Below are 16,545 nucleotides of genomic sequence, written 5' to 3'. Positions count from 1 at the left end.
AGTAAATTTCCAATAAAAAACATCTTCGCCGTCATTCCCGCGCAGGCGGGAATCCAGACCTGTCGGTACAGGAACTTATCGGGTAAAACGGTTTCTTCAACTTTACGTTCTGGATTCCCGCCTGCGAGGGAATGACGATTCAGGTATTTCTACATTGAATCCACTATATTTTTACATCAACCTTACCATCAAGCCGCGTTGTCGAAACCGCTGTGGCGTAGCAGTGCATCTATGCTCGGTTCGCGTCCGCGGAAGGCTTTGAAGGATTCCGCTGCGCTGCGGGAGCCGCCGACGGCGAGGATTTCCTGCCAGAAGCGTTTGCCTGTGGCGGCGACGTCGTCGCTTTCTTCAAAGGCGGCGTAGGCGTCGGCGCTGAGGACTTCTGCCCATGCGTAGCTGTAATAGCCTGCGGAGTAGCCGCCGGCGAAGATATGGCCGAAGCTGTTGGCGAAGCGGTTGTATTCGGGCGGTTGGATGACGGCGACTTCTTTGCGCACGCTGTCTAAAACCTGTTGCCAGTTTTTCAGACGACCTTCGTTGTCTTCGCTGTAAATGGTCATGTCGAAGAGGGCGAATTCCATTTGGCGGACGAGAAACATGCCGCGTTGGAAGTTTTTGGCGGCGAGCATTTTGTCGAAGAGTTCTTTCGGCAGGGGCTCGCCGGTTTCTTCGTGGGCAGACATTTGCGCCAAAACGTCGTATTCCCAGACGAAGTTTTCCATAAACTGGCTGGGCAGCTCGACGGCGTCCCACTCGACGCCGTTGATGCCGGATACGCCCAGTTCGTCGACTTGGGTGAGCAGGTGGTGCAGGCCGTGGCCGGTTTCGTGGAAGAGGGTGAGGATTTCGTCATGGCTCAAGCGGGCTTCTTTGCCGCCGACGGGCGGGGTGAAGTTGCAGACGAGGTAGGCGGTGGGCAGTTGCAGCGTGCCGTCGGCGAAGCGGCGGCGACCTTTGTAGTCGTTCATCCACGCGCCGCCGCGTTTGCCTTCGCGGGCGTAGAGATCCATATAGACGCCGCCTATGGTTTTGCCGTTTTGTTCCAATTCGAAGTAGCGCACGTCTTTGTGCCAGACGGGAACGGTTTTTTCGGTAAATCCGATGCCGTAGAGTTTTTTGATTTGGGCGAACAGGCCCGCCAGGACTTTGCCGACGGGGAAGTATTTTTTGACTTCGGTTTCGCTGAATGCGTATTTGGCTTCGCGCAGTTTTTCGCTGGCGTAGCTCAAATCCCACGGCTGCGGGTCGGCGAGGTTCAGGCGTTCGCGGGCGAAGGCTTTGACTTCGGCGAGGTCTTTTTCGGCGTAGGGTTTGGCGCGGCGGGCGAGGTCGTGCAGGAAGGTGAGGACTTGTTCGGGCGTGTCCGCCATTTTGGTTGCCAACGACAGCTCGGCGTAGTTTTTGAAGCCGAGCAGTTTGGCGGTTTGCAGGGCGTTTTCGAGCGTACGGTCGATGTTGGCGGTGTTGTCGAATTTGCCGTCGTCTGAAAGTTCGCTGGCGCGGGTAACGTAGGCGCGGTAGATTTGTTCGCGCAGTTCGCGTTTGTCGGCGTATTGGATGACGGCGAGGTAGTGCGGAATCTGCAAGCCGATTTTGTAGCCTGTTTTGCCTTCGCTTTGTGCGGCGGCGGCAAACATGGCGAGCGAGTCTTCGGGAATGCCGGCAAGCGGTTCGGCGTTGTCAAAGTAGAGGGCGAAGGCATCGGTCGCGTCTAAGACGTTTTGCGAGAATTTGGCGGAGAGTTGCGCGCCTTCGGTTTGCAGTTGCGCCAGTTCTGCCTGCTGTTCGGGCGGTAATTCTGCGCCGCTGAGGACGAAATCACGCAGGTCGTGGTTGAGCTTGGTTTTTTGTGCGGGAGAGAGGATGGCGAATTCGGGGGAGTTTTTGATGGTTTTGAAGCGGTTGTACAGCTCGATGTCTTGTCCGATTTCGGTGAAGAAGATGGTGATTTCGGGCATCAGTTCGTTATAGACGGCGCGCAGTTCGGGCGTATCGACAACGGAGTTGAGGTGCGACACGACGCCCCAAATCCTGCCGACACGCTCGGTAATGCCGGTCAGACGCTCGACGGTGTTTGCCCAGTCGGTGTGCGTTTGGGCTTTGACTTCGGCAATCTGCGCGCGCGCTTCGGCGATGGCGGTTTGCAGGGCGGGTTTGATGTCGGCGGTTTGGATGGCGTCGAAACGGGGTTCTTCGCCCAAATGGAGCAGTACGTTGTCGGTCATAGATGGGATTCCTTTGTGTGGGTGGCGGGGTCGGACGGAGGTCGTCTGAAAAATGGCTGCCGCCTGAGTCAATGGGAAAATGGGGAGGATGTGTGTCTTGGTTTTAGGTTTGCCGTTCGGGGTGTCCGATTGTGTTTTCAGACGACCTGTTTGCATTCTGGGTCGTCTGAAAACGATGGGGCAAACGATAGGGGAGATATAGTGCCATCTTGTCAGGCTTAAAGCGTCTTTCCCTGTTTTTACGCTATTCTGCGCCGCGCGGGTTAGATTTGAGCGGGGCGGCGAGGTCGAGGCTCATCGGTGTGCCGGCGGGGGCGAACACGGCTTGTGCGATATTGGTTTGCAGCGAGTCGGCAAACGCGCCGCGGTAGATTTTCGCGCCTTGGTGGGTCAGGTTGGATTGGACGTCGACATAAACTTCGCCGCCGATTTGCTGCCACAGGCGGCAGAACGTGTAGTCTTCTGAAAGGTAGCGTTTGCTTTCGGGATCGACCATGCAGTCGAAGAAGCGGTAGTGCAGCCCTTTGTCTTCGCGCTTGTAGTCGCTGTCGGAGATGTAGTTCAGCTCGGGGTAGGCTGCCATCATTTTTTCGAACACGCTGCGTTTGATGACCATGAATCCGGTCGGTGCATCATCGACTTTCATAAAGCCTTCTTCATCGACGCGCAGCACGATTTCGCCGTTTTCGTTTTTATCGCCTGTGTTGACGGTGTAGGCGGTGTACATCCGCTCGAAATCCGCTTGGGTCGTACCGGCGGGAACGCCTTCGTCAGGCCAGTTTTCGCGTTTCAGCGGATAAATGCCGGCGGCGACGTCTTTATCCGCCAAAAGCAGGCGGTAGAACGCTTCGGCGGAAAAACCGATGTCGGAGTCTATCCAGAAGAGGTGCGTCCATTCTTTGTTTTCTAAAAAGGTCGCCACGCAATTATTGCGCGCGCGGGTAATCAGGCTTTCGCCGCGCTGCATCATCACTTGCAGCGGCCAGCCGTTTTGCGCGCTGGTGTTGACGATGTTGAGCAGCGAAAGGACGTAATTGTGGAAATATTTCCCGTCGTGGCTGGGGGTCATGATGACGGGGTACATTTGCGTAAGAGCAGATTCGGGCAACATAGTATTTCCTGATTATTAATAGATTATTGGGTTAAGCTTGAGGGTTTAGCAGGCGGTATTGTACGCGCAAAAATTCGTCTATGACCGCCTGCTGGATTTCTAAACGCTTCGCCACGGGCGAGGCATAGCGCACGATGATAAGGTACACCTTGTCGTCATGCGGCACACGGGTTACGCGCGGCTGGGCGGCGGGTGTGATAAATAATTTCTCCGCCTGAACATTATCCAAATGCCGCTGAATGGCAGGCACATAAGGTCGGCACAAAGGCTCGAGTACGGTTTTCAGACGACCCACAATCTCATCTGAATCCAAATGAATCGGTACGGGAATTTCTACCGTATGAATCACATAATCGCCCAAGATATTGTCGCGGCGGACGGAATGGTTCAAAAGCAGGCTGTTGGGAAACGACAGCGTTTTGCCAGAAAGCTGTCCGACCAGCGGGTTCGGGCCGATCTGCATCATCAACGTATTCAAAAGATTAATATCGACCACGCGCCCGCGCAGGCCGTCAACTTCGATATAATCGCCGACCGAATATTGTTTCGTTACCGAGCGCAGGATGCTGCCCGACAAACACATAATCAGCTCTTTCGTTGCCACCACAATCGCCGCTGCCACCGCAAACATCGACAGCGCCAGCGTCTGAATTTGTGTCGCCCAAATCACTGCCAGCCCAAAAATGGTCAAAATCAGCGTCAGATTGCGGCTGAGTACCAAAGAGCGGCGTTTTTCCTCGATGCTGTAATGCGGATGGCGGCGCAGATAAAGATTCAGCAAAATACCCCGCAAAACCAGCAGCGCCACCACCATCAGCACCGATTCCACCACTTCCTCGCGCACCGGCAGAGTATGCAGCCATTGCCGTACTGTGTCCCACATAGCGAAAAATCCTATATTTATCTTGATATTGTTTTCAGACGACCCGCAAACCATCGGCACAAGCTGCCGAGCCGCCTAAGAAATGACATTATAAATGATAACGAATGGGAAGGTCGTCTGAAACATTCGCAAGAGTCATATCATCAAAATTGCGCTTTCAGACGACCTTTAAAAGCTATAATGATATACCGTAACACTATGTTAATAAAGAATAAATTGTTTACTGAACTGCCAAAAAAGGATACTATAGGGGCGTAACCTAAAGGGTTTGAATTAACCACCAATAACGAGGAATCAAAATGACTTGTAAAATCCACGATCATCACGATCATACCCACGGCGCCGGTTGCGGCCATACCGCCATCAAACACGACGACCACACCGACTATCTGCACGACGGTCATCTGCATCACGAACATAACGGTCATTACGACGAACACAGCTTAAGCGTCAATGAAACCAACCCCGACGGCTGCCATCCCGTCGACACCTGCCAAGGCCACGTTCACGGCGAAGGCTGCGGCCACGAAGCCGTACCGCACGGCGATCACACCGACTACATCGTCAACGGCCGCCTGCATCATCAACACGGCGACCACTGCGACGATCATGGTCCGGTTGAGATTGTGAAGTAAGCAGTTTTTAGAGCTTAGGTATAAAAAGGTCGTCTGAAATACATTTGGGTTTTCAGACGACCTTTTTACGCTGTGTATAACAAAAAAACCTGCCCGAATCATCGGGCAGGTTTTTTGATAGCTGAATCGAATTAGTTTTTATCCAAGTCGACCAGTTTGTTTTTGGCAATCCAAGGCATCATAGAACGCAGTTGTGCGCCGACTTTTTCGATTTGGTGGTCGGCATTCAGACGACGGCGTGCGGTCATGCTGGCGTAGTTGGTTGCGCCTTCTTGGATGAACATTTTAGCATATTCACCGCTTTGAATACGGTACAGGGCTTTTTTCATCGCTTCTTTGGTAGCAGGCGTGATGACTTCGGGGCCGGTAACGTATTCGCCGTATTCCGCGTTGTTGGAAATGGAGTAGTTCATGTTGGCAATGCCGCCTTCGTACATCAAGTCCACGATCAATTTCAGCTCGTGCAGGCATTCGAAGTAAGCCATTTCAGGTGCGTAACCGGCTTCAACCAGGGTTTCAAAGCCGCATTTCACCAGCTCGACCGCGCCGCCGCACAATACGGCTTGTTCGCCGAAGAGGTCGGTTTCGGTTTCTTCGCGGAAGTTGGTTTCAATAACGCCGCCTTTGGTGCCGCCGTTGGCTGCTGCGTAAGACAGGGCGATGTCACGGGCCTTGCCGCTTTTATCTTGGTAAACGGCGATCAGTGAAGGTACGCCGCCGCCTTTCAGGAATTCGCTGCGTACGGTATGACCAGGACCTTTTGGGGCAACCATAATCACGTCCAAGTCGTCGCGCGGTACGATTTGGTTGTAGTGGACATTGAAGCCGTGTGCAAAAGCGAGTGCGGCGCCTTGTTTCAGGTTAGGCTCGACTTCGTTTTTGTACACGACGGGTTGGTTTTCGTCAGGCAACAGAATCATCACGACGTCTGCTTTTTTGGTGGCATCAGCTACGGACAATACTTCAAAACCGGCTGCTTCTGCTTTTTTCCAAGAACCGCCTTGGCGCAGACCGACTACTACGTTTACGCCTGAATCTTTCAGGTTGGCTGCGTGGGCGTGGCCTTGTGAGCCGTAGCCGATGATGGCAACGGTTTTGCCTTTGATCAGGGACAGGTCGGCGTCTTTATCGTAATAAACTTGCATTTGATTTCCTTTGGATAAAATGGGTTCCGGCTTTGCGTTGAGGATGCCGGACAGTTGGATTGGGGGTAAGGGGTTAAACGGAGAGTTCTTCCATCAAAACGATTTCGAGCGCGTCAGTTTTGCCGTCGATGGCTTTGACGAAGCCTTGGAAATGTTCGCTGGCGTTGTGCGCATCGATGGCCGCCTGAGATTTCCAGTTTTCGACGAAGACGAAACGTTCGGGTTTGCCGATTTCCTGATGCAGATCGTAGCTGATGTTGCCTTCTTCCGCGCGGCTGGCTTTGACCAGGCTTTGGAACAAGGGTTTCAGCGTTTCCGTATGTTCAGGTTTGACCGTAACCAGTGCGACGATTTTAATGTTTGACATCAATCTCTCCTGCCGTTTTTGTTTTCAGACGACCCTAGATAGGTCGTCTGAAAACTGACGGTGTTAAATTTTCAAAATACGCTCGCCGCGGCCGATACCGGCTGCGCCTGTGCGTACGGTTTCCAAAATCTGGGCGCGTCCGACAGTTTCGAGGAAGGAGTCGAGTTTGTCGGTCGAGCCTGTTATTTCAATGGTGTAGCTGCGGTCGGTTACGTCGATGATGCTGCCACGGTATATTTCGGTCAGACGTAAAAATTCGTCGCGGTCTTTGCCGACGGCGCGGACTTTTACCAACATCAATTCACGTTCGACAAAACGGCTTTCGTTCAAATCGACCACTTTGATCACCTCAATCAATTTATTGAGTTGCTTGGTGATTTGTTCGATGACTTGCTCGTCGCCGTGGGTAACGATGGTCATGCGCGAAAGGGTTTTGTCTTCGGTCGGGGCTACTGCCAAGGAGTCGATGTTGTAGTCGCGAGCGGAGAAGAGACCGACCACGCGGCTCATCGCGCCTGATTCGTTTTCCATCAGAACAGATAAGATATGTCGCATTGTCGTTCTCCTTACGCTTTCGGGTTTTCGCGCATATGCGGCGGCAGGACCATTTCGTCCAAACCTTTGCCGTTGCCGACCATAGGCAGCACGTTTTGTTTTTTGTCGGTCAAGAAGTCCATAAATACCAAACGGTCTTTTTGTTTGACCGCTTCCAAAAGTGCGCCTTCAACGTCGGATTTTTTGTCCACGCGGATGCCGATGTGTCCGTATGCTTCCGCCAATTTGACGAAATCGGGCAGGGAATCGAAATAGGTTTCCGATTCGCGGTTGCCGTAATACAGTTCCTGCCATTGGCGAACCATGCCGAGATAGCCGTTGTTGAGGGTAACGACGTTTACCGGAATGCGGTATTGGAAGCAGGTGGACAATTCTTGAATGTTCATCTGAATCGAACCTTCGCCGGTAATGCAGAACACGTCTTGATCGGGGGCGGCGAGTTTTGCGCCCATCGCATACGGCAAACCTACACCCATCGTACCCAAGCCGCCGGAGTTCAACCATTGGCGCGGGCGTTCGAACGGGTAATATTGCGCCGCGAACATTTGGTGTTGCCCTACGTCCGAAGTGATGATGGCGGAGTTGTTGGTGATTTCGGCAAGTTTTTGCACGACGTATTGCGGTTTGATGATTTCGCTGTCGTTGTTAAACCACAGACAGTCGCGCGAACGCCATTCTTCGATGCTTTTCCACCATTTGTCTAAAGAATCGGACGCGGGAGTCGTATCTTGTTTGCCCCACAAGCCGATCATTTCAGTCAACACGTTTTTCACGTCGCCGACAATCGGAATATCGACTTTGACGCGTTTGGCAATGCTGGACGGGTCAACATCAATATGAATGACTTTTTTGGCTTTTTCAAAGAATTTGGACGGAACGGACACGACACGGTCATCAAAACGCGCGCCCACTGCCAACACGACATCCGCGTTTTGCATGGCGAGGTTAGCTTCGTAAGTGCCGTGCATACCCAGCATACCCAAGAATTGTCGGTCGCTTGAAGGATATGCGCCCAGACCCATCAGCGTGCCGGTACACGGTGCGCCGACCATGCGGACGAACTTCGTCAACTCTTCCGAAGCATTGCCCAAGATGGCACCGCCGCCGAAATAGACGATCGGACGTTTGGCGGAAGCCAACATTTGGACGGCTTTTTTAATCTGCCCGATATGGCCTTGTACGACGGGTTGATAAGAACGGATAAAGATGTCTTCCTGCGGATAGCTGAATTTTGCCATCGCCTGCGTTACATCTTTAGGAATATCGACTAAAACAGGACCGGGACGGCCGCTGGCGGCGATTTGGAATGCTTTCTTGATGGTCTCGGCAAGCTCGTTGACATTGGTTACCAAGAAATTGTGTTTGACGCACGGACGGGTAATGCCGACCGTATCGACCTCTTGAAACGCATCCGTACCGATGAGCGCATTGCCGACCTGTCCGCTGATGACTACCATCGGAATAGAGTCGCTGTATGCGGTGGCGATGCCGGTCAGCGCATTGGTCACGCCCGGTCCGGAAGTCACCAGCGCGACGCCGACTTTGCCGCTGACGCGCGAATACGCATCTGCCGCGTGTACCGCCGCCTGCTCGTGGCGTGCCAGGATGTGTTTGAATTTATTGAGTTGGAAAATAGCGTCGTAGATTTCGATGACTGCGCCGCCCGGATAGCCGAAAACATACTCTACACCTTCGGCTTTGAGACTTTGCACTATGATTTGTGCGCCTGATAATTGCATAATGACCTCTTTTATACGGCTTCAAACCAATAGGGTCAATCCGCCTCGCCACAGCACCTGTAATGCAAGCCCTCCAAGCAGCGGTTTAGGGTACGCGCATTGAAGAAACACGGCGACAGTCAGACTGTCCAATCAATTGGGATGAAACACAGAGTTTATGAATGAAAGAATGCAAACGATAACGCAAACCGTCTGTTCAATCAAGACAAAATCTTTCATCTTTTAACGTTGTTTGAATATTGAGAAGATTGCTTTTTGATTTTTATAGGATAAATATGATTTAGGTTTCTTGAATCTTGTATCTTTGTCCATAAAATTGTTGACATTTTGAATGAGAATTGAAAGGTGCCTTCTCAGTTTGATTCATAAGAAAAGGTCGTCTGAACATTCAGACGACCTTTTTTACGAGGATTCCAAACGCCTTAAACTGTCGGATTCGGGAATCAGACCCGCACAGAGCCAATGGCAAGGTTAATGTAAAAATAGAACAGGCGAAAATCTGGAATGTATAGCGAACATACTGAACTTTAAATCCAGCATGTCATCAAATTCAGTCATTTCCACGCTGGCGGAAATCTGGAACTTAAAGTTGAAGAAACCGTTTTACCCGATAAGACTCTGTGTGGGCAGGCTTGGATTCCCGCCTGCGCGGGAATGACGTTATATTTTTTGAATTTAATATAAAAGGTCGTCTGAAAACCGATTGTCAGGCTTTCAGACGACCTTTGCCTTCTTTTTACGCCTTATTTTTTAAACATATTTTTAATGATGCCCATCACGCTGCGGGAGATGGCGTTGGTCACTTGGCGGTTGATTTGGCTGCCGATGGCATCGGCGACGTTGTAGCCCAAGCCCTGCCCTGACTTTTTACGACCCCCGCTCAAACCGCCGAGCAGTCCGCCGAGTATGCCGGGGTCGGCATTGGCAGCTTCTTTTTCAGCGGCTTTTTGCGCTTTTTCCTGCTCTTTTGCCGCTGCTGCCGCCTCTTTCTCCGCCGCAACCTGACTGTCGGCTTCGGCTAAGGCTTCAAAAGCGGAATAGTTGTCCACCATGTCTTTATAGGTCGGATACAAATCATCGTTTTGGAACAAGCGGTTGCGCTCTTCGGCGGCAAGCGGGGTCAAGGCGGATTGCGGCGGCAGGACGAGCGCGCGCTCTACCGGCTCGGGCATGCCTTTTTCGTCGAGGAAGGAAACGAGTGCTTCGCCGACGCCCAGTTCGGCAATCGCTTCGGCAACTTTGATATTCGGGTTGCTGCGGAAGGTTTCGGCAGCGGCCTTAACCGCTTTTTGGTCGCGCGGCGTGAAAGCGCGCAGGGCGTGTTGCACGCGGTTGCCGAGTTGTCCGAGGATGGTATCGGGCAAATCGAGCGGGTTTTGGGTCACGAAATACACGCCCACGCCTTTGGAACGGATCAGGCGCACGACTTGTTCAACCTGCTCCACCAGCGCATTGGCGGCGTTGTCGAACATCAAATGCGCTTCGTCGAAGAACATCACGAATTTCGGTTTGTCCAAATCGCCGACTTCGGGCAGGGTTTCAAACAATTCCGCCAACATCCACAGCAAAAACGCACTGTACATACGCGGCGAGCGCATCAGTTTTTCCGAATTGAGGACATTGATGACGCCTTTGCCGTTGTCGGCCTGCATCCAATCTTGCAGGTTGAGCGACGGCTCGCCGAAGAATTTTTCCGCACCTTCGTTCTCCAGCGTCAAAAGCTGACGCTGAATCGCGCCGATACTGGCGGCGGAAACGTTGCCGTATTGCGTGCGGTATTCCGAAGCGTGGTCGGAAACGTGTTTCAGCATACTGCGCAGGTCTTTCAAATCCAGAATGTGCCAGCCTTTGTCGTCGGCGACTTTGAACACAAGGTTCAGCAAGCCTTCCTGCGTGTCGTTCAGATTCATCAAACGCGCCAGCAGCAGCGGGCCCATTTCCGAAACGGTTACGCGCACCGGAATGCCGGTTTCGCCGTAAACATCCCAAAAGCGCACGGGGAAACTTTGCAGCCATTGCTCGCCCAAACCAAACTCGGCAATGCGTTCGCCCACCTTGCCGCTGGCGGCACCCGCTTGCACGATGCCCGACAAATCGCCTTTGACGTCAACCAAAAATACGGGAACGCCCTCGCTGCTGAAGGCTTCCGCCATACGGCGCAGGGTTACGGTTTTACCCGTACCGGTCGCACCGGCGATCAAGCCGTGGCGGTTCGCCATTTTGCCTTGGATTTCAAGTGTCTTATCGCCCGCGCGCGCGATGGGGAATGTCGTCATGAAGGTTTCCTTTGATTGGATGGTTTGAAAAATAAGGCTATTTTCTTATGTTTCCACACACAGGGCAACAGATAGGCAGAAGGTCGTCTGAAAAGTTTTCAGACGACCTTCTATCGCAACTTGAAAGCTTGTTTTTAATTTTGTCTTGCTGTCTTGATGATATAACCAATTTAAATTTAATCATTTCTTGACTATTTGTTATGTTTTCATTTTTTAATATAACTTAAATAATAATTTCAAAAAAAAACAAACTAACGCATATCTGCCGCTGTCAATACAACAGCAAACGGATGAAAACGCTTGCTATTCTCTTTTCACCCTATTTTTCATTTTGGAGTGCTAATATGCAAACACTTAACATGGAAGATTTACAACAAGTTTCCGGCAGTTTTAATTTCGGTAGAAGTGCGGCTTCAGGAACCGGCCGCTGGGTTGGTCGTGGCGCAGGTGCTTTTGCCGGCGGCTTTACCGGAATGGCGTTAGGTGCGATTGCGGGACCAGGCGGTATGGCTGTTGGAGGTACCGTTGGGGCGCGCGTAGGCGGATATTTAGGAGGTAAATTAGGTTCGCTTGTCGCCAGAAGATCGTTTGGCTATTAAATTATTGCCGATCAAACTCCGTATCCCGAAAATATTTACGGGGTACGGATTCTTTACCGATAATCCTGAAGGATAAAGGCATGACAAATTTTTGCGAAAATTATAAGAAAAACTTGCAGTTGCTCACCAGTTTTGCCAAAAAATATTGGAAGGTTCTACTGGTCATCAGCTTCGCTGTAAACTTTATTGTCATCGAGGTGAACACCATCCTGAGTCTCTATGTGATCAATCCGAAATATTTTTTAGGAGAGGAGTATTTCCTTTCAGAAATTATCGAAAGCCTCGTCGCAGTAAGCCTGATGATATGGACATTTCTAAAATATATTCAGTACAAACAAAAAGATGCTTCCAAGAATTAAACAATACGAATCAACCATAAACATTATCAAAGGATATAGACATGAAAAATTTTTGGGAAAATTATAAGAGTAACTTGCAACTGATGGTGAAATTCAGCAAACAATACTGGAAGGTATTGCTGATTATGTGCTTTGCAGCCAGCTTTACTGTTTTCCTTGCGAACTTGATTTTGAGCCTTATCATCAATCCGAAGTATTTCTTTGGAGGAGACCGTTTTCTTCCCGACTGGGCCGAAGTGTTAATTATGTGTACCCTGGTTGAGCTGATGTTCTTGAAATACATAAAATCTAAAAAGAAAAAATCGCTTCCAGAATAAGTACAAACAGATTAGCCCTACCCTGTTTTTCCAATGGGTTATATCTTTTTCTTGTCTGTCAAAATTTCTAAAGCCAAAGTCGTCTGAAAAGTTTTCAGACGACTTTTTACTATCAATAATTCAAACAAAAAGCGCGAACCTTGCGATTCGCGCTTTTTCAGACGACCTAAATTATTTCTTGTCGTCTTTCACTTCTTCAAAGTCGGCATCTACGACGTCGTCGTCTTTCTTGGCGGAAGACGGCTCGGCTTGTGCGCTTTCGCCTGCTTGGGCTTCGGCTTGTGCCTGCGCGTAAACCATTTCGCCCAGTTTTTGGCTGGCTGTGCCCAGTGCTTCGGCTTTGGCATCGATGGCGGCTTTGTCGTCGCCTTTCACGGCTTCTTCGGCTTCTTTCAGCGCGGCTTCGATTTTTTCTTTCTCGGCTGCGTCGAGTTTGTCGCCGTAGTCCGCCAAAGATTTTTTCACGGAGTGAATCAGGGCTTCGGCTTGGTTGCGGGAAGCGACCAATTCAGTCAGTTTTTTGTCTTCCTCGGCATTGGCTTCGGCATCTTTCACCATGCGTTCGATTTCTTCTTCGCTCAAGCCTGAAGAACCTTGGATGGTGATGTTGGCGGCTTTGCCTGTGCCTTTGTCTTTGGCGGAAACGTGCAGGATACCGTTGGCGTCAATGTCGAAGGTTACTTCGATTTGCGGCATGCCGCGCGGTGCGGGTGCGATGTCGCCCAAGTTGAACTGTCCCAAAGATTTGTTGGCAGCGGCGCGTTCGCGTTCGCCTTGCAGTACATGGATGGTTACTGCGCTTTGGTTGTCTTCGGCGGTAGAGAACACTTGCGACGCTTTGGTCGGGATGGTGGTGTTCTTCTGAATCAGCTTGGTCATCACGCCGCCCATGGTTTCGATACCCAAGGACAGAGGGGTTACGTCCAGCAGCAATACGTCGCTGCGGCCGCCGCTCAATACTTCGCCTTGAATCGCTGCGCCTACGGCAACGGCTTCGTCAGGGTTCACGTCTTTGCGCGGCTCTTTGCCGAAGAAGTCTTTAACGGCTTCTTGTACTTTAGGCATACGGGACTGACCGCCGACCAAAATCACGTCGTCGATGTCGCTGGTGCTCAAGCCGGCATCTTTCAATGCGGTGCGGCAAGGCTCGATAGAGCGGGCAATCAGGTCTTCAACCAAGCTCTCGAATTTGGCACGGGTAATTTTCATTGCCAAGTGTTTCGGGCCGGTTGCGTCCATGGTGATGTACGGCAGGTTGATTTCGGTTTGCTGGCCGCTGGACAATTCGATTTTGGCTTTTTCGGCAGCTTCTTTCAGGCGTTGCAATGCCATCACGTCTTGTTTCAAATCAATGCCTTGGTCTTTTTTGAACTCGGCGATGATGTGGTCGATGAGGCGTTGGTCGAAGTCTTCACCGCCCAAGAAGGTATCGCCGTTGGTTGCCAATACTTCGAATTGTTTGTCGCCGTCGAGGTTGGCAATTTCGATGATGGAAATATCGAAGGTACCGCCGCCCAAGTCATATACGGCTATTTTGCGGTCTTTGTTGTCGCCTTTGTCCATACCGAATGCCAAAGCGGCTGCGGTCGGCTCGTTGATGATGCGTTTTACGTCCAAACCGGCGATGCGGCCTGCGTCTTTGGTAGCTTGACGTTGGCTGTCGTTGAAGTAGGCGGGAACGGTAATCACGGCTTCGGTTACTTTTTCGCCCAAGTAAGCTTCGGCGGCTTCTTTCATTTTACGCAGGACTTCTGCAGAAACTTGCGGCGGAGACAGCTCTTTGCCTTGCGCTTTCACCCATGCGTCGCCGTTGTTGGCTTTGATGATTTCGAAAGGCATGGATTCGATGTCGCGTTGGACTTCTTTGTCTTCAAATTTATGACCGATCAAACGTTTTACAGCGTAGATGGTGTTTTTAGCGTTGGTTACGGCTTGGCGTTTTGCTGGTGCGCCGACGAGGACTTCGCCGCCGTCCAGATAAGCGACGACAGACGGCGTAGTGCGTGCGCCTTCTGCATTTTCAATAACTTTGGTTTGACCGTTTTCAGAGATGGATACACAAGAGTTGGTTGTACCTAAGTCGATACCGATTACTTTTGCCATATTGATGTTGCTCCTAAAAAGATTTTTCTAAATTAATAATTGTGTGGAACATTTTGTTCCGTTGACCTGTAAATAGGGTTGTCCGATATTTTTTCAAGGGTTTTGTTAAAATTTTTTTATATAAAATTCAACAAGCTAAACTATTTATCCACAAGGCGGTATTTTGTTTTTCAGACGACCTAGTCTTTGTTTTCCGATTGGGCATCATCGGAATGATTTTCCAAAAGCGGGATTGAAGGCTGAGGGACAGGAAAGGGTCGTCTGAAAATTTTATGCTTGATAAACTTCATCAAGCGGTGCCTTCAGGCTTCTTTTTTCGCTACGATAACCATCGCGGGGCGCAGTACGCGGTCGGACAGGGTGTAGCCTTTTTTCATGACGCTGACGATGGTGTTCGGCTCTTGCTCGCTGACGACCGTCTGCATCGCCTGATGTTGGTGCGGGTCGAGTTTGTCGCCGGGTTGCGGGTTGATTTCTTTGATATGCGTGGTGTCGAACGCTTTTTGCAATTCGTTCAACGTCATCTGCACGCCCATTTTCAGCGCGTCGAAATTACCGCTTTGGTCGAGCAGCGCCATTTCGAGATAGTCTTTGACCGGCAGCATTTCGGCGGCGAATTTTTGTCCGGCGAATTTGTGCGTATCGGCAATTTCCTGCTGATGGCGGCGGCGCAGGTTTTGCTCGTTCGCCAGACCGCGCAGTTCGCTGTCTTTCAACTGCCCTTCCAACTCGGCGATACGCGCCTGCAATTCTTCGTAAGTCGGCGGTTCGGCAGCTTCGGGTTGTTCGGTATTGGGGTTTTGGGTGGTTTCTGCGTTTGCCGCCTCTTCGGTTTCGTGTTGATATTGTTCGTGATGTTCGCTCATTTCGTGCATCCTTTGGAATGGTTTGAATCGAATGTTACTTTATATAAGGTCGTCTGAAAAAACTTCAAGCAAACGGAAACCATCATAAGCATATTCCGAGATGTGCTATCGCAAATCGTTGATAAAAGGTAAGATACGCCGATACCATCCTGTTTTCAGACGACCTCCGATATGAAAAAAGACCACCTGAACACAACCGATTTCAACCTCTGGCACACCATCCGCGAAGAAACCGCAGCCGCAGCCGCAGCCGAACCGATGCTGGCGAGCTTCCTGCACCAAACCGTGTTGCGCCACGATTCGCTCGATTCCGTCCTCGCTTATCATCTTTCCAGCAAACTCGGCAGCCCGATTATGGACGTGCGCGCCTTGTTTGAAATTTACCAGCAGGCATTGGGCAGCGACGCGCGCATCGGCAACTGCGTCGAGGCAGACTTGAAAGCCATTTACGAACGCGACCCCGCGTGCGACGAATATTCGCTGCCGCTTTTGTATTTCAAAGGTTTTCACGCCATTCAGGCACACCGCATCAACCATTGGCTTTATCAAAATGGCCGCAAAACGCTGGCGTATTTCCTGCAAAACCGAATGTCGGAAGTGTTCGGCGTCGATATTCACCCCGCCGCCCGTTTCGGTCATGGTCTGATGCTCGACCACGCCACCGGTTTCGTGGCAGGCGAAACCGCCGTGTTGGGCAACAATATTTCCATCCTGCACGGCGTAACGCTCGGCGGCTCGGGCAAGGAAGGCGGCGACCGCCATCCGAAAATCGGCGACGGCGTGATGATCGGCGCGAACGCTTCAATATTGGGCAACATCCGCATCGGCGACAATTCCAAAATCGGCGCAGGCAGCGTGGTCGTTGCGGACGTACCGTCTTCGATTACCGTCGTCGGCGTACCTGCCAAACCGGTAGGACGTTCGGTCAAAACCCCGGCCGCGGATATGGACCAAAGCTTACAGGGCGTGGCAATGGATTTTGTGATTTGAACTGAATCGCCCGATTAAGACCGCAGATATAGTGGATTAACTTTAAACCAGTACGGCGTTGCCTCGCCTTGCCGTACTAGCTGTACTGTCTGCGGCTTCGTCGCCTTGTCCTGATTTAAATTTAATCCACTATAGAAAAAGGTCGTCTGAAAACCTGATGGATAAGGTTTTCAGACGACCTTTTTCTATACGTCCGACACGCTTATTTTGCTTATTTTTTGATACGACACCCGCTATTAACCGCCATTTCCCATAGGATTGAATCTAATTTTGAATTGAAGATTTCCGATGAATTCCCGCCTGAGCGGGAATGATGCACCAATAAATATGTTGTCTCTAAAAATCAGCTGGGCAGCCAAAGTCGGTATTGGATGC

At 51.0% G+C, this 16,545-nt stretch carries 15 protein-coding genes; 5 read left to right on the top strand and 10 right to left on the bottom strand.

Annotated elements, in window-relative coordinates; all coding sequences use genetic code 11:
* Positions 1 to 188: 188 nt before the first annotated feature.
* From NSCA4_RS0108610 to NSCA4_RS0108600, 3 genes are all read right to left on the bottom strand, one after another.
* The gene (locus NSCA4_RS0108610) at positions 189 to 2,225 is read right to left on the bottom strand and encodes a M3 family metallopeptidase (protein ID WP_016687751.1); all 2,037 of its coding nucleotides are present in this window, start codon (positions 2,223 to 2,225) and stop codon (positions 189 to 191) included.
* Between the two features lie 244 nt (positions 2,226 to 2,469).
* The gene (locus NSCA4_RS0108605) at positions 2,470 to 3,336 is read right to left on the bottom strand and encodes a hypothetical protein (RefSeq protein WP_016687750.1); all 867 of its coding nucleotides are present in this window, start codon (positions 3,334 to 3,336) and stop codon (positions 2,470 to 2,472) included.
* 31 nt (positions 3,337 to 3,367) lie between these two features.
* On the bottom strand, positions 3,368 to 4,219 hold the full coding sequence (locus NSCA4_RS0108600) for a mechanosensitive ion channel family protein (protein WP_016687749.1): 852 nt from the start codon (positions 4,217 to 4,219) through the stop codon (positions 3,368 to 3,370).
* A gap of 299 nt (positions 4,220 to 4,518) precedes the next feature.
* On the opposite strand from NSCA4_RS0108600, the gene NSCA4_RS0108595 reads away from it, so the two are divergent.
* Positions 4,519 to 4,854 carry a hypothetical protein gene (locus NSCA4_RS0108595; RefSeq protein WP_003744687.1) on the top strand — a complete coding sequence of 112 codons (336 nt, stop codon included), beginning with the start codon at positions 4,519 to 4,521 and terminating at the stop codon, positions 4,852 to 4,854.
* Positions 4,855 to 4,985: 131 nt separating this feature from the next.
* Here the strand turns inward: NSCA4_RS0108595 and ilvC are convergent, their stop codons facing one another.
* The 5 genes from ilvC to NSCA4_RS0108570 all read right to left on the bottom strand — a co-directional run bounded on the left by ilvC (position 4,986) and on the right by NSCA4_RS0108570 (position 10,936).
* Positions 4,986 to 5,999, bottom strand: a complete 1,014-nt coding sequence (ilvC, locus tag NSCA4_RS0108590) for a ketol-acid reductoisomerase (protein ID WP_016687748.1) — start codon at positions 5,997 to 5,999, stop codon at positions 4,986 to 4,988.
* 73 nt (positions 6,000 to 6,072) lie between these two features.
* On the bottom strand, positions 6,073 to 6,366 hold the full coding sequence (locus tag NSCA4_RS0108585; RefSeq protein WP_003745150.1) for a putative quinol monooxygenase: 294 nt from the start codon (positions 6,364 to 6,366) through the stop codon (positions 6,073 to 6,075).
* Positions 6,367 to 6,429: 63 nt separating this feature from the next.
* Positions 6,430 to 6,921 carry an acetolactate synthase small subunit gene (gene ilvN, locus NSCA4_RS0108580; RefSeq protein WP_029609678.1) on the bottom strand — a complete coding sequence of 164 codons (492 nt, stop codon included), beginning with the start codon at positions 6,919 to 6,921 and terminating at the stop codon, positions 6,430 to 6,432.
* Between the two features lie 11 nt (positions 6,922 to 6,932).
* A complete protein-coding gene (gene ilvB / locus NSCA4_RS0108575; RefSeq protein WP_016687747.1) occupies positions 6,933 to 8,660 on the bottom strand; it encodes a biosynthetic-type acetolactate synthase large subunit in 1,728 nt (575 codons plus the stop codon).
* A 743-nt stretch (positions 8,661 to 9,403) separates the two neighbouring features.
* The gene (locus tag NSCA4_RS0108570; RefSeq protein WP_016687746.1) at positions 9,404 to 10,936 is read right to left on the bottom strand and encodes a helicase HerA-like domain-containing protein; all 1,533 of its coding nucleotides are present in this window, start codon (positions 10,934 to 10,936) and stop codon (positions 9,404 to 9,406) included.
* Between the two features lie 290 nt (positions 10,937 to 11,226).
* Here NSCA4_RS0108570 and NSCA4_RS0108565 point away from each other — a divergent pair, with 290 nt between their 5' ends.
* From NSCA4_RS0108565 to NSCA4_RS0108555, 3 genes are all read left to right on the top strand, one after another.
* Positions 11,227 to 11,535, top strand: a complete 309-nt coding sequence (locus NSCA4_RS0108565; protein WP_016687745.1) for a Blp family class II bacteriocin — start codon at positions 11,227 to 11,229, stop codon at positions 11,533 to 11,535.
* Between the two features lie 80 nt (positions 11,536 to 11,615).
* Positions 11,616 to 11,894: a hypothetical protein gene (locus tag NSCA4_RS0108560; RefSeq protein WP_016687744.1), complete on the top strand. Its 279-nt coding sequence runs from the start codon at positions 11,616 to 11,618 to the stop codon at positions 11,892 to 11,894.
* Between the two features lie 41 nt (positions 11,895 to 11,935).
* Complete coding sequence (locus NSCA4_RS0108555) at positions 11,936 to 12,211, top strand: hypothetical protein (RefSeq protein ID WP_016687743.1); 276 nt, start codon at positions 11,936 to 11,938, stop codon at positions 12,209 to 12,211.
* Between the two features lie 171 nt (positions 12,212 to 12,382).
* Here the strand turns inward: NSCA4_RS0108555 and dnaK are convergent, their stop codons facing one another.
* Together dnaK and grpE are read right to left on the bottom strand one after the other, a co-directional pair.
* A complete protein-coding gene (dnaK, locus tag NSCA4_RS0108550; protein WP_016687742.1) occupies positions 12,383 to 14,314 on the bottom strand; it encodes a molecular chaperone DnaK in 1,932 nt (643 codons plus the stop codon).
* 302 nt (positions 14,315 to 14,616) lie between these two features.
* Positions 14,617 to 15,180 carry a nucleotide exchange factor GrpE gene (gene grpE, locus NSCA4_RS0108545; protein ID WP_016687741.1) on the bottom strand — a complete coding sequence of 188 codons (564 nt, stop codon included), beginning with the start codon at positions 15,178 to 15,180 and terminating at the stop codon, positions 14,617 to 14,619.
* Positions 15,181 to 15,351: 171 nt separating this feature from the next.
* Between grpE and cysE the strand changes: the two genes are divergently transcribed.
* Positions 15,352 to 16,170 (top strand): serine O-acetyltransferase, encoded by an 819-nt coding sequence (gene cysE, locus NSCA4_RS0108540; protein WP_016687740.1) that lies wholly within the window; start codon positions 15,352 to 15,354, stop codon positions 16,168 to 16,170.
* Positions 16,171 to 16,545 lie beyond the last annotated feature (375 nt).

Source organism: Neisseria sicca 4320 (genome assembly GCF_000193735.1).
GTDB lineage: Bacteria > Pseudomonadota > Gammaproteobacteria > Burkholderiales > Neisseriaceae > Neisseria > Neisseria sicca_E.
Note: the sequence above shows the minus strand (reverse complement) of the source record. Positions and strands in the feature narration are given on the sequence as shown.